Origin of the sequence: Streptomyces sp. Root431 (assembly GCF_001426585.1) — a bacterium.
GTDB lineage: Bacteria > Actinomycetota > Actinomycetes > Streptomycetales > Streptomycetaceae > Streptomyces > Streptomyces stackebrandtii.
Genome location: NZ_LMEI01000007.1, coordinates 561,737 through 574,927 on the forward strand (window position 1 = coordinate 561,737; position 13,191 = coordinate 574,927).

The 13,191-nt window shown below is 72.2% G+C and carries 8 protein-coding genes; 1 reads left to right on the forward strand and 7 read right to left on the reverse strand.

Annotation, left to right across the window (positions count from 1 at the left end):
• Window positions 1-4: 4 nt before the first annotated feature.
• The 4 genes from ASC82_RS09780 to ASC82_RS09795 all read right to left on the reverse strand — a co-directional run bounded on the left by ASC82_RS09780 (window position 5) and on the right by ASC82_RS09795 (window position 5,428).
• Window positions 5-1,537: a histidine kinase gene (locus tag ASC82_RS09780; RefSeq protein ID WP_056644233.1), complete on the reverse strand. Its 1,533-nt coding sequence runs from the start codon at window positions 1,535-1,537 to the stop codon at window positions 5-7.
• Window positions 1,530-2,186, reverse strand: a complete 657-nt coding sequence (locus ASC82_RS09785) for a response regulator transcription factor (protein WP_056644235.1) — start codon at window positions 2,184-2,186, stop codon at window positions 1,530-1,532. The genes ASC82_RS09780 and ASC82_RS09785 overlap by 8 nt, the downstream gene beginning before the upstream one ends.
• A 104-nt stretch (window positions 2,187-2,290) precedes the next feature.
• Entirely contained in the window at window positions 2,291-4,321 is a 2,031-nt protein-coding gene (locus ASC82_RS09790) for a M4 family metallopeptidase (protein WP_056644237.1), read from the reverse strand.
• A 204-nt stretch (window positions 4,322-4,525) separates the two neighbouring features.
• Entirely contained in the window at window positions 4,526-5,428 is a 903-nt protein-coding gene (locus tag ASC82_RS09795) for a TetR/AcrR family transcriptional regulator C-terminal domain-containing protein (RefSeq protein ID WP_056644240.1), read from the reverse strand.
• Window positions 5,429-5,553: 125 nt separating this feature from the next.
• Between ASC82_RS09795 and ASC82_RS09800 the strand changes: the two genes are divergently transcribed.
• Window positions 5,554-7,041, forward strand: coding sequence for an MFS transporter (locus ASC82_RS09800; protein ID WP_056644242.1), 1,488 nt, complete (start codon window positions 5,554-5,556; stop codon window positions 7,039-7,041).
• Between the two features lie 153 nt (window positions 7,042-7,194).
• On the opposite strand, the gene ASC82_RS09805 is transcribed toward ASC82_RS09800, so the two are convergent.
• The 3 genes from ASC82_RS09805 to glgX all read right to left on the reverse strand — a co-directional run bounded on the left by ASC82_RS09805 (window position 7,195) and on the right by glgX (window position 13,148).
• A complete protein-coding gene (locus ASC82_RS09805) occupies window positions 7,195-9,048 on the reverse strand; it encodes an ABC transporter ATP-binding protein (RefSeq protein WP_056644243.1) in 1,854 nt (617 codons plus the stop codon).
• Window positions 9,045-10,835 carry an ABC transporter ATP-binding protein gene (locus ASC82_RS09810; RefSeq protein WP_056644245.1) on the reverse strand — a complete coding sequence of 597 codons (1,791 nt, stop codon included), beginning with the start codon at window positions 10,833-10,835 and terminating at the stop codon, window positions 9,045-9,047. The genes ASC82_RS09805 and ASC82_RS09810 overlap by 4 nt, the downstream gene beginning before the upstream one ends.
• Before the next feature lie 75 nt (window positions 10,836-10,910).
• Window positions 10,911-13,148: a glycogen debranching protein GlgX gene (glgX, locus tag ASC82_RS09815; protein WP_079039175.1), complete on the reverse strand. Its 2,238-nt coding sequence runs from the start codon at window positions 13,146-13,148 to the stop codon at window positions 10,911-10,913.
• Window positions 13,149-13,191: the final 43 nt, after the last annotated feature.

Genomic DNA, 13,191 nt, shown 5'->3' on the forward strand with positions numbered 1-13,191 from the left:
GGTCTCAGCGCACCTCGGCCTTGTCGGCGAGGTGCCCGTCGACGAAGCAGAGCCGGTACACCGGGACCGCGGCGAGCAGCGTGGAGCGGTAGTACCGGCACTCGTCCATGCCGGGCGGCTCCGCCGGAACACCCTTCGGCGGGCCGTCCAGCGGGTGCTCGGGCAGGTCCTCGGCCTCGGTGATGGCGGTGAGGGTCTGCCCGATCCGCATGTGGTCGTAGTCGTCCGGCTCCAGATACGACTGGTGCTGGGTCCAGAGCGCGACCCCGGCCATGAGCAGGCCGAGCGCGGCGAGCAGCGCGAGCGGGATCCAGATGGCCTGCGCGAGGCCCTTCCGGACCTGGCGGCGGACCCGGTCCAGCTCCCGGGCCGAGGTGGGGGAGAGCACGGTGCGGGAGGGCGTGGCCGTCGGGGCGCCGGCGGGCGTCCGGCGCGGCAGGGTCGCGCGGACCGCGAAGCCCCCGTCGGGCGTGGGACCGTGCGACAGGACCCCGCCCGCGAGCCGTACGCGCTCGTCGAGACCGACGAGCCCCGTGCCGCCCGAGGCGAGCGGCGAACCGGTCGTGCCCGGGCCGCTCACGACGTCCACGGCGACGCGCTCGGCACCGGCGTCGACCCGGACGTCCACGCCGCCGCCCGGCGCGTGCTTCGCCGCGTTGGTGAGCGCCTCCTGGACGACCCTGTGCAGCGCCCACCCCGCCATTCCGTCGGGCTCCCGGCCCGTCCCGGTCACCGTCAGGGTGACCGCGAGGCCCGAGGCGCGGGCGCGGGCGACGAGCTCCTCGACCGGCTCGCCGCCCGGGGCCGTGGGCGCCGGATCCTCGTCGGGCTGGCGCAGGACACCGATGACGTCCCGGAGCCTGGCCGTCGCGTCGGCCGCCGCCCGGCGCAGCTCACCGGCCGCGTGCTGCTGGTCGGGGCCGAGTGCCGGATCGACCTCGAGCGCGCCCGCGCGCACGGCGATCAGGGCCAGGTCGTGGCCGAGGGAGTCGTGCATGTCGCCTGCGATCCTGGACCGTTCCCGCAGCCTCTCCCGGTCCGCGACGGCCGCCTGCTCGCGCTCCATCCGGTCGGCGAGCTCCCAGCCGCTGTGCACGAGCCGGTCGTACTGGCGGACGTAACGGCCGATCAGCCAGGGAGCGACGATCGCCAGGGCCAGTGCGAGCAGCAGCGTGAACCACTGGCCCAGCGAGGTCGCGGTGATCCGGGTGAGGAGCAGGCCGGCCGCCGCCACCGCGCCGAACAGCCACAGCGCGCCCCGGGTGTGCTCCTGGCGGCGCCCCGCGAGATAGCCGAACGCGACGAGCGCCAGGCTGTACGAGGGGGTGAACAGCTCCAGGGTGGCGGGCAGGCTCGCCGCGACCGTGACCGCGATCGGCGCCAGCGGCCACCGCCGGCTGACCGCGACGCAGCCGCCGAGCACCACGATGCCGACGGCGACCTGCGCCCAGCTCCCGCCGTCGTTGGGGTCCGACCTCAGCAGCACGGGGACGCACAGCAGCAGCCAGAGCCCCAGGTCGAAGAGGCGCTCACGCATCGGGGACCATGCCCGCCTCGTACGCGAGGATCGCGAGCTGGACGCGGTTGCGGAGCCCCAGGCGGCCCAGGACGGCGCTCACATGCGCCTTGACGGTGCCTTCGACGACGTACATCCGGTCCGCGATCTCCTGGTTGGAGAGACCGGCGCCGAGGAGGGCGACGACCTCCCGCTCGCGGCCGGTCAGCGGGGCCAGGCGGGCCCGCGCCTCGGCGGCCCGGCCGAGGCGCTCGCCGCCGAGGGTGTCGATGACCCGGCGGGCGACGGCGGGGGAGAGGGCGGCGCCGCCGGCGGCCACGGCCCGGACCCCGGCGATGAGTTCGCGCGGGTCGCCTGACTTGAGCAGGAAGCCGCTGACGCCGAGGGCGAGCGCCCGCGCGATGTAGGCGTCCTCGGAGAAGGTGGTGAGCATGACGGCGGCCGTGTCCGGGACGGTCCTGCGGAGCTCCTCCGCGGCGCCGAGTCCGTCGAGCCGGGGCATCCGGATGTCGAGCAGGGCGACGTCGGGCCGGTGCAGCCGGGCGAGTTCGACGGCCTCGTGGCCGTCGCCGGCCTCGGCGACCACCTCGATTCCGGGGTCGGTGGTGAGGATCGCCCGGACCCCTGCCCTGATCATCGTCTCGTCGTCCGCCAGCAGCACCCTGATCATGCGCCCCAGGGTATGCAGACGCGCGAACGCCCGGAGGGATCGTTCCCTCCGGGCGTCCGTTGCCTACGTCAATTCATTCGCTTCTTCAGGCGGGTCTTCCCGGGTTACGGGAAGGTCAGCTTGAAGGCGTTGATGTAGCCGGTGTCGATCGAGGCCTTGTCCTGGACGCGGAGCTTCCAGGCGCCGTTCGCCACCTCCGAGGAGGCGTTCACGGTGAAGGTCTGGACGATGTTGTCGGCGCTGCCGCCGGAGCGGTTGCTCAGGCTGTAGACCGAGCCGTCGGGCGCGACGAGGTCGACGACGAGGTCACCGCGGTAGGTGTGGACGATGTCCACGCCGACGGCGAGGGTGCTCGGGGCGTTGCCGGTGATCCCGGTGACGTTGACCGTCGAGGTGACCGCGGCGCCGTTGTCCGGGATGGACACGTCGGCGGTGTTCTCGAAGACCGTGCCGGTCGGCGGGTTGCCACCACCGGAGCGCGGGCCCACGTTGATGGCGGCCCAGGCGTCCTCGACGGCCGCGACCTCGGGGCTGGTGGCGCCGTAGAGCGCCTTGGCGACGTCGACCGTGCCGGTGCGGGCACCGGCGTAGTTCGTGGTCGTGCCCCACTTGGTGGTGAGCGCCTTGAACCAGATCAGCGCGGCCTTGTCCCGGCCTATGCCGGTGACGGGCAGGCCGTCGGAGGTCGGCGAGTCGTAGGTGACGCCGTTGATCGTCTTCGTTCCGCTGCCCTCGGAGAGCAGGTAGAAGAAGTGGTTCGCCGGGCCCGAGGAGTAGTGGACGTCGATGCCGCCGATGCCCGAGTACCACGCGTCCTTGGACGAGCCGTCCTTGCTCGGCTTGTCCATGTAGCGGAGCGGGGTGCCGTTGCCGCGGATGTCGATCTTCTCGCCGACCAGGTAGTCGCCCTTGTCCTGGGCGTTGTTGGCGTAGAACTCGACGGCCGCCGCGAAGATGTCCGAGGTGGCCTCGTTGAGGCCGCCGGACTCGCCGCTGTACTGGAGGCCCGCGGTGTTGGAGGTGACGCCGTGGGTCATCTCGTGCGCGGCCACGTCGATGGACGTGAGCGGCTTGAGGTTGCTCGCGCCGTCGCCGTACGTCATGCAGAAGCAGGAGTCCTGCCAGAACGCGTTGACGTACGCGTTGCCGTAGTGGACGCGGGAGTACGCGCCGACACCGTCGCCCCGGATGCCGTTACGGCCCTGGACGTTCTTGTAGTAGTCCCACGTGAGCGCGGCACCGTAGTGCGCGTCGGCGCCCGCGGTCTCCTTGTTCTGCGGAGTCCCGTTGCCCCAGACGTCGGTGGTGTTGCTGAACAGCGTCCCGGTGCCCGACGAACCCCCGTTGAGGTTGTACGTCTTGTGGTTGCCGCGGGTCGTGTCCGTCAGGGTGTACGACGGCGCCGTGCCGAGCGTGACCTGGCCGCTGTACTGCGTGTTGCCGGTGCCGGTCTCGACGGCCTGCCACTCGTACAGCTTCTTGCCGGTCTTCGCGTCCGTGACGACGTGCAGCTCGTTCGGCGTGCCGTCGTGCTGGAGGCCGCCGACGACGGTCTCGTACGCGAGGACGGGCGCGCCCTGCGCCATCCACACGACCTTGCGCGGGGCGCGGTCGGCGGCGGCCTTCTTGGAGCCGTCCGCCTGGGCGAGGCCGACGGCCTGCTTCTCGGCGGCGGCCGGCGCGACGGTCGCACCGGTGTCGACGTTCTTCAGCTCCGCGCGGGACGACTTGGAGACGCTCCGGGTCGCACCGGCCTTGGACTCCTCGACGATCAGGTCGCCACCGAGGACGGGCAGTCCGGCGTAGGTGCGCTCGTAGCGCGTGTGGGTCGTGCCGTCGCGGTCCTGCACGACGTCACGGACGACCAGCTTCTCCTGGGCGCCGAGGCCGAGCGTCTTGGCCGTGGCGGCCTTGTCGGCGTCGGCGGCCTTGATGAGCGCGGTGCGCTCGGCGGGGGTGAGGTCGGCCGGGAGCTTGCCGGGGTTCGCCGCCGAGCCCTGCTGGGCCTTGGGGGCGATGGTCCAGGGGCCGTCGGCCGCGGTGGCGGAACCGGTCTGGACGCTCACGGCGAGCATGGCGGCGGCAGCGATCAGAGCGCCGGTCGCGGTGGCACGGCGGCTGGGCGTGGATCTCACGCAGACTCCTTATGCGAGGGGGGTACCGGCGGACCTGGGTGAGCCCGTCCGGGCGGAGCAAGGAGAGCTGTGGAGCACGTTCGGGTGAAGCGGTGAACATTGATGCGAAGAACCGGGGAGAGAGTGACAGGACTGACGGGTACCTGTCATGAGGGCATCGGCAAGTTGGCCGGAATTCGTCCGCTGCCCGTACGTCCGTGTTCGTTAACCGGACGTTTCGCCGATCATGGACGCGATGCCGTCCAACGTTCGCTGAAGCCCGAATTCGAAGAGCGCGTCCAGGTCCAGACCGAAACCGCCGCCGCTGGTCACGGAGTTCAGCTCGGGGTACGAACCGCCCGCCTGGATCGCGTCGAAGCGTGGCTCATTCTGTTCCATCCACTCGCCGTCGGAGATCCCCGTGTCCTGCCGCGCCTGCTCCTCCAGATCGTCGGCCATCGACAGGCCCTGCACGTACGCGAAGATCAGCAGATGGGCGTGGAGTTTCTCCGTGTGCGTCAGCGGAGTCCCCCGCAGCGACCGCAGCACCCACTCCGTGTACGCCATCGCGTTCGGCGTCGCCACCGGCCGCGTGAACGAGGCCATCGCGTGCGCCATCCACCGGTGCCGGGAGTACACCCCGCGCAGCCAGCGCGCCCCCCGCTCAAGCCCCACCCGCCACTCCGGCGGCACCGGCCCCAACGGCACCTCGCCGCACGCCGCGTCCGCCATCAGCCGCACCAGCTCCGCCTTGCCCGGCACATGGCGGTACAGCGTCATCGTCGACACCCCGAGCACCGTCGCCACCCGGCGCATCGTCAGCGCGTTCAGGCCCTCGGCGTCGGCCAGTTCCAGCGCCGCGTCCACCAGGCGCTTCCGTGACAGCGGCTCCGCGTCCGGGGCCGCGCCCTTCTGCCCGACCACCACCGTGCCGACCCCCGGCTCCGGCCGCACCAGGCCCTCCCGGCGCAGCACCCCCAGCGCCTTCGTCGCCGTCGCCATCGCCACGCCCCACTCGCGCGTCACCGCCCGCGTCGACGGCACCCGGTCGCCCGGCGACAGCTCCCCGGACAGGATGCGGCGGCGCAGCTCCGCCGCGATGGCCAGGTAGGGCGGCTCGGTCGTCACGCGGGGGAGTGTACTAGTGCGGTCGGGACGGTGTACGCCTTGGTGAGGTGGGAAGTTGGGGGTGTCGGGTGGGGTGCACTAGGGCAGTCGTGGCCTCGTACGCATCGTGCTGCTTCCTTGCTCCCATGACACTTGCTGAACGTTCTCGGTACGAGACCGGACCCGCTCGCGCCGGGCGCCGCGAATGGGTCGCCCTCGGCGTCCTCATGCTGCCCCTGCTCCTCGTCTCCATGGACGTCTCCATCCTCTACTTCGCCATCCCCTCCATCAGCGCCGACCTCCGCCCCGGCGCCACCGAACAGCTCTGGATCCTCGACACCTACGGCTTCGTCCTCGCCGGACTCCTCGTCACCATGGGCGCCCTCGGCGACCGCGTCGGGCGCCGCAGGATGCTCCTCGGCGGCGCCGCCCTCTTCGGCGTCGCCTCCGTCGCCGCCGCCTACGCCCACACCCCCGGCGCCCTCATCGGCGCCCGCGCCCTCCTCGGCCTCGGCGGCGCCTGCCTCATGCCCGCCACCCTCGCCCTGATCCGCAACCTCTTCCGGGACCCGGCCCAGCGCGCCACGGCCGTCACCGCGTGGACCGCCGTCATGGCGAGCGGCATCTCCCTCGGGCCCGTCGTCAGCGGCGCGCTCGTCGAGCACTTCTGGTGGGGGTCCGTCTTCCTCGTCAACCTGCCCGCGATGGCCTTGCTGCTCGTCCTCGGGCCTCTGCTGCTTCCCGAGTCCAAGGGAGCGGCCCGCGGTGGGCCGTTCGATCTGGTGAGTGCGGGGCTGTCCCTGGCCGCTCTGCTGCCGGTTGTGTACGGGATCAAGGAGCTCGCCAAGGAGGGCTGGGCCTCCCTTCCCGCTCTCGCCGTGACCGGTGGGCTGCTGCTCTGCCTGGTGTTCGTCCGGCGGCAGCGGCGGCTCGCCCATCCCCTGATCGACCTCGGACTGATCCGCACCCGGGCCTACGGCGGGTCCCTCCTCGTCAACCTGCTCGCCATGGTCGCGACGGTCGGGTTCGCTGTCTTTCTCACCCAGTACCTGCAGTCCGTGCTCGGGCAGAGTCCGTTCGAAGCGGCCCTGTGGAGCCTCGTCCCCGCCGGCGGCGTCCTCTTCGCCGCCCCGGTGGCCGCGGCGCTCGCCCGGCGGGTCGACCGGGCGTACGTCATGGGCGGCGGGTTCCTCGTCGCTTCCGGCGGCTTCGCCTGGCTCGCCGCGATCGACCGGGCCACGCCCTTCTGGGTCGTCCTGGTGGCCAGTGCCCTCTACGCCGCCGGGCTCGTCTCCGCGATGACCCTCGCCAACGAACTCGCCCTCGGCGCCGCCCCGCCCGAGCGCGCCGGCTCGGCCGCGGCCGTCCTCGAATCGGGGCAGGAGCTGGGCGGGGCGCTCGGCATGGCGATCCTCGGGTCGATCGGCGCGGCCGTCTACACCGCCGCGATGCCCTCCTCCGCTCCGGCCGCCGCCCGGGAGACGTTGGGGGGTGCGTGGGGGGCGCCTGCTTCTGTGGTCGATGCGGCTCGGTCCGCCTTTGTCGAGGCCATGGGGGGTGCCGCTGTGGGGGCTGCTGTGTTGATGCTGATTGCGGCCGGGTTGTCGGTTGCTTTGTTGCGGGCCCGGTCCTGAGTGTGCGTGGGGGACGTTCCGGGGGTCGCGTTCGGGACTGCATGATTTACGGCGCCTGCGGGCTCCTTGAGAGCTCGGCGTTTCTCCTGCGCCACAAATCACGCTCTACGTCCCGAACACGACCCCCTCCACGTCCCCCACTCCCGCCGTCGTTCAGCCCACCAGGCTGTCCCGCCAGGCCTGGTGCAGGCCCGCGTAGTGGCCGTTGCCCGAGACCAGGGTTCTTGGCGTGCCGTCCTCGACGATCCTGCCCGACTCCATCACGAGCACGCGGTCCGCCACTTCGACCGTTGAGAGGCGGTGGGCGATGACCACCGCCGTACGGCCCGCCAGGACCGTGTCCATCGCCCGCTGCACGGCCCTCTCGCCCGGCACGTCCAGCGAGCTCGTCGCCTCGTCCAGGATCAGGACCGCCGGGTCCGCCAGGAGCGCCCGTGCGAAGGCCACCAGTTGGCGCTGGCCCGCCGAGATCCGTCCGCCGCGCTTGCGCACGTCCGTGTCGTAGCCGTCCGGGAGGCTGGTGATGAACTCGTGGGCCCCGATGGCCTTCGCCGCCCGTTCGATCTCGTCGTGGGTCGCGTCCGGGCGGCCGATCGCGATGTTCTCCCGCACCGTGCCGGAGAAGAGGAACGCCTCCTGGGTCACCATGACCACGCCCCGGCGGAGTTCCGGTGTGGCCAGGTCCTTCAGGTCCACTCCGTCCAGGAGCACCCGGCCGTCCGTGGGGTCGTAGAAGCGGGACAGGAGTTTGGCGAGTGTCGATTTGCCCGCGCCCGTCGCCCCTACCACCGCCACCGTCTGGCCCGCGGGGATCGTCAGGTCGAAGGCCGGCAGGACCTCGCCGCCCGTCCTGTACGCGAAGCGGACCTTCTCGAAGACCACCTCGCGGCCCGGTGTGCCCGTGCGCTCCGGCAGGTGGTCCGGGGTCGTCGTCTCCGGGACTCCCGGCTCCTGGGCCAGGAGGCCCGCGATCTTCGCGAGCGAAGCGGCTGCCGACTCGTACGAGTTGAGGAACATGCCGAGGCGGTCGATCGGGTCGTACAGCCGCCGCATGTACAGCACCGCCGCCGCCAGGACGCCCAGGTCGAGCGTGCCGTCCGCGACGCGGTACGCGCCCCACAGGCACATGCCCGCCACCGCCGCGTTCGCGACCAGGCGCGAACCGACCACGTAGCGCGCCATCTCCAGGAGCGCGTCGCCGTTGCTGCGCTCGTGGCGGTGGTTGAGCACCGCGAACTCGGCGTCGTTGGTCCGCTCCCGGCGGAACGCCCGGACCGGGCGGATCCCGTTCATGGTCTCCGCGAACTTCACGATCACGCCCGCGATCGCCGTGGACCTCTCCGTGTACACCTTGCCCGCGCGGCGCCGGTAGAGCCGTACCAGCAGGTAGAGGGGGAGGAACGACGCTACGGCCATTGCTCCGATGCCCAGGTCCAGCCAGAGGAGGATCGCCGCGATGGACACGAAGGAGAGGACTACACCGATCAGTTCCTGGAGGCCCTCCGAGAGCAGCTCGCGGAGCGATTCGACGTCCGTCGTCGAGCGGGAGATCAGCCGGCCCGAGGTGTAGCGCTCGTGGAAGTCGACGCTCAGGACCTGGGCGTGGCGGAAGATCCGGCCCCGGATGTCCAGCAGGACGTCCTGGTTCACCCGGGCCGCCACCCGGACGAAGGCGTACTGGAGAAGTCCCGAGAGCGCGGCGCAGAGCAGGTAGCCGAGCGCCACCGCCACCACCGGGCCGTGGTCCCCCGCGCGGAAGGCCGGGACGCCGCGGTCGATGGCGTACGCCACGAGCAGCGGGCCCGCCTGGACCGCCGCCTCCTTGAGGAGGAGGACCAGCGCGGCGACCGTGACCCGCAGGCGGTGGCCGGCCAGGAGGGAACGCAGCAGCGCGCCCGTCGCGCCCGGGGGTGCCGGCAGGTCGTCGCGGTCGAAGGGGTCCGTGGGGGGTGTGGGAGGGGGCGTTGTGGGGGTTGTGGTTTTTGTGGCGACGGCTGTTTCCGTCATTTCTCGTTCCCCTCGTCCTTGCCGGACATCAGCCAGGCGTACTCCTCGCTGCTCCGCAGCAGTTCCTGGTGCGTGCCGACCGCGGCGATCCGGCCCCGGGACAGCAGCGCCACCCGGTCGGCCAGCATCACCGTCGACGGGCGGTGCGCCACGACCAGTGCCGTCGTCTCGCGCAGCACCTCCCGCAGGGCCGCCTCCACGCGCGCCTCCGTGTGCACGTCGAGCGCCGAGAGAGGGTCGTCGAGGACCAGGAAGCGGGGCTTGCCGACGACCGCGCGCGCCAGCGCGAGGCGCTGCCGCTGGCCGCCCGACAGGCTCAGGCCCTGCTCGCCCACCTGTGTCTCCGTGCCTTGCGGAAGCCGGTCGACGAAGCCGTCCGCCTGGGCCACGCCCAGGGCGCGCCGCAGTTCCGGTTCGCCGGCCTCGGCCGCGGCGCCCATCAGGACGTTCTCCCCGACGCTCGCCGAGAACAGCGTCGGCTCCTCGAAGGCCACCGACACCAGGGTCCGCAGCCGCTCCCGGTCCATCAGGGCGATGTCCTCGCCGTCCAGCAGGATCCGTCCGCCCGTCGCCTCGTGCAGGCGCGGGACGAGCGCGGTGAGCGTCGTCTTGCCGGAGCCGGTGCCGCCGACCAGCGCGAGTGTCTCGCCGGGGCGGATGTGCAGGTCGATCCCGTCGAGGACGGGTGGCGTCCCTTCCGGGGCGTCCGGGTAGCGGAAGGTCACGCCCTCGAACCGGACCCCCTCGGGGCCGTCCACCGCCGAGGGGGCGGACGTGTCCGGTTCCTCGGTCGCGTCCATCACCTCGAAGTACCGTTCCGTCGCGGTCGCCGCCTCCTGGCTCATCGCGAGGAGGAAGCCGATCGACTCGACCGGCCAGCGCAGCGCGAGCGCCGTCGACAGGAACGCGACGAGCGTGCCCGCCGACAGGTCACCGTCCGCCACCTGCACGGTGCCGAGGACCAGCGCCGCCCCGATGGCCAGCTCCGGTACGACGGTGATGACCGCCCAGATCATGGCGAGCAGCCGGGCCTTGGTCAGCTCGGTGCCCCGCAGCAGCTCGGCGAGGGCGCGGAAGGCCCGGGCCTGGCTGCGGTGCCGGCCGAAGCCCTTGACGATCCGGATGCCGAGGACGCTCTCCTCGACGACCGTCGTCAGGTCGCCGACCTGGTCCTGGGCGCGGCGCGCCACCGTCCCGTACCGGCTCTCGAAGAGCGAGCAGACGATGACCAGCGGCACCACGGGCGTCAGCAGCACCAGGCCGAGGGACCAGTCCTGGGCGAGCAGCAGCACGTAACCGGCGAGGATCGTCACGCCGTTGACCAGCAGGAAGGTCAGCGGGAAGGCGAGGAACATCCGGACCAGCATGAGGTCGGTCGTGCCGCGCGAGAGCAGCTGCCCCGACGCCCACCGGTCGTGGAAGGCGATGGGCAGCCGCTGGAGTCTGCCGTACAGATCGGCCCTCATCCGCGCCTCGACCCCGGCGAGCGGGCGCGCCACCAGCCAGCGCCGGTACCCGAAGAGGACGGCCTCGGCGATGCCGAGCAGGAGGAGGTAGAGCGCCCCCAGCCATACGCCGCTCGGCTCGCGGTCGGTGATGGGCCCGTCGACCATCCACTTCAGGACGAGCGGGATGACCAGGGACAGACAGGAGGCGACGATCGCGACGATCGCGGCCGTGAACAACCGTCCCCGCACGGGCCGGACGTACGGCCACAGCCGCAGCAGCACGCGCACCGCGGAGCGGGCGGGGGAGGGGTTCTCTGGGGGCATGGGTTTCTCGGGCATCAGGGCCGACCCTACGGTTCACCACTGACACGTCTCATCCGGTTTTCCGATCGCCCTCCTCGGCCGGCCGCCGTCTCATTCCCGGACCCGCAGCAGCACCGTCGAGCGCGCGCCCACCGTGATCGTCCCGCCGCCCGCGTGGACCGTGCCCGGGGCGCGGGACTGGTCCTCGCGGGTGGTGTCGACGAGCAGTTCGTACGATTCCGCCCACGGCGGGCCCGGCAGCCGGAACTCCAGCGGTTCGGAGCCGGCGTGCAGGACGGCGAGGAAGCTGTCGTCGGTGACCTGCTCCCCGCGCTCGTCGCGGCCCGGGATGTCGCGGCCCGAGAGGTAGAGGCCGAGCGTCGCCGTCGGCGCGTACCAGTCCCGCTCGGTCATCTCGCCGCCGTCCGCGCCGAACCAGGCCAGGTCCCGCAGGCCGTCCGCGCCCTGCCGCCGCCCCGAGAAGAAGGCGCGGCGGCGCAGCACCGGGTGGCGGTGGCGCAGGGCGAGGAGCCGGCGGGTCAGGGCGAGGAGCTGGGCGCGGCCCGGGTCGTCCGGCAGCGACCAGTCGAGCCAGCCGATCTCGTTGTCCTGGCAGTACGCGTTGTTGTTGCCGCCCTGCGTGCGGCCCATCTCGTCGCCGGCGACGAGCATCGGGACCCCGGTGGAGAGGAGGAGCGTGGTGAGGAGGTTGCGGAGCTGGCGGAGGCGGAGCGCCTGGATCTCCGGGTCGTCCGTCTCGCCCTCCGTCCCGCAGTTCCAGGACCGGTTGTCGTGGGTGCCGTCCCGGTTGCCTTCGCCGTTGGCCTCGTTGTGCTTCCGCTCGTACGTGACGAGGTCCCGGAGCGTGAAGCCGTCGTGCGCGGTGACGAAGTTGACGGAGGCGTACGGTCGGCGCCCGCCCCACGCGTACAGGTCGCTGGAGCCGGAGAGCCGGTAGCCGAGGTCCCGTACGTCGGGCAGCGCGCCCCGCCAGAAGTCCCGGACGGCGTCCCGGTAGCGGTCGTTCCATTCGGTCCAGAGGGGAGGGAAGGCCCCGACCTGGTAGCCGCCGTTGCCGACGTCCCAGGGTTCGGCGATCAGCTTGACCCGGCGCAGGACCGGGTCCTGGGCGATGACCGCGAGGAACGGGGAGAGCATGTCGACGTCGTGCATCGAGCGGGCCAGGGCCGCCGCCAGGTCGAAGCGGAAGCCGTCCACGCCCATCTCCGTCACCCAGTAGCGGAGCGAGTCGGTGATGAGCCGCAGCACCTGCGGCTGCACGACGTGCAGCGTGTTGCCGCAGCCCGTGTAGTCGGCGTACCGGCGGGCGTCGGACTGGAGCCGGTAGTAGCCGCGGTTGTCGATGCCCTTGAGGGAGAGGGTGGGACCCAGCTCGCCCGCCTCCGCCGTGTGGTTGTAGACGACGTCGAGGATGACCTCGATGCCGGCCGCGTGCAGGGCCCGCACCATCTTCTTGAATTCGCCCACCTGCTGTCCCGTCGTCCCGGAGGACGAGTACCCGGCGTGCGGGGCGAAGTAGCCGAGGGAGTTGTAGCCCCAGTAGTTGCGCAGGCCGCGCCGCAGGAGGTGGTCCTCGTGGGCGAACTGGTGGACCGGCAGGAGCTCGACCGCCGTCACCCCGAGCCCCACGAGGTGCTCGATCGCCGCCGGGTGCGCGAGCCCCGCGTACGTGCCGCGGAGCCGTTCGGGGATGCCCGGGTGCTGCTGGGTGAAGCCCTTCACGTGCAGCTCGTAGATGACCGAGTCCTGCCAGGGCGTCTTGGGCCTGCGGTCGTCCGACCAGTCGTCGTCGTCGTGGACGACGACCCCCTTCGGGACGTACGGGGCGGAGTCCCGGTCGTCGCGGACGGTGTCGGCGACATGCTGCTGGGGCCAGTCCCGCACATGCCCGTACACCTCCGGCGGCAGGGCGAAGTCACCCTCCACGGCTCGGGCGTACGGGTCGAGGAGCAGCTTCGCCGGGTTCCAGCGGGCTCCCGTCCACGGGTCCCAGCGGCCGTGCACCCGGAAGCCGTACCGCTGTCCGGCGCCGATCCCGGGCACGAAGCCGTGCCAGATCTCGTGGGTCAGCTCGGTCAGCGGCAGCCGCAGCTCCGTACCGTCCTCGTCGAACAGGCACAGCTCCACGGCCTCCGCACCCCCCGCCCACAGGGCGAAGTTGGTGCCCGTCACCCCGCCCGGCCCGACCCGGCAGCGGGCTCCCAGGGGCGTCGGCGCCCCCGGCCACACCGGTGGGCGTGTCCTGTCGGTGCCGGGCTCCCTGCTCTCCGGCCCCGACCGTTCCAGGGCACGCTCCTGTACCGCCTCCTGCTCGGCTGCACTCGACACCGTCCGGCCTCCCGCGGCTCGTGGGGCTCGTGGGGCCCGCATC

What these genes read in the sequence shown, in the direction of transcription:
- ASC82_RS09780 (WP_056644233.1), bottom strand. Translation starts at nt 1,537, where the DNA reads ATGCGTGAGCGCCTCTTCGACCTGGGGCTCTGGCTGCTGCTGTGCGTC.
- ASC82_RS09805 (WP_056644243.1), bottom strand. Translation starts at nt 9,048, where the DNA reads ATGACGGAAACAGCCGTCGCCACAAAAACCACAACCCCCACAACGCCC.
- ASC82_RS09785 (WP_056644235.1), bottom strand. Translation starts at nt 2,186, where the DNA reads ATGATCAGGGTGCTGCTGGCGGACGACGAGACGATGATCAGGGCAGGG.
- ASC82_RS09810 (WP_056644245.1), bottom strand. Translation starts at nt 10,835, where the DNA reads ATGCCCGAGAAACCCATGCCCCCAGAGAACCCCTCCCCCGCCCGCTCC.
- ASC82_RS09800 (WP_056644242.1), top strand. Translation starts at nt 5,554, where the DNA reads ATGACACTTGCTGAACGTTCTCGGTACGAGACCGGACCCGCTCGCGCC.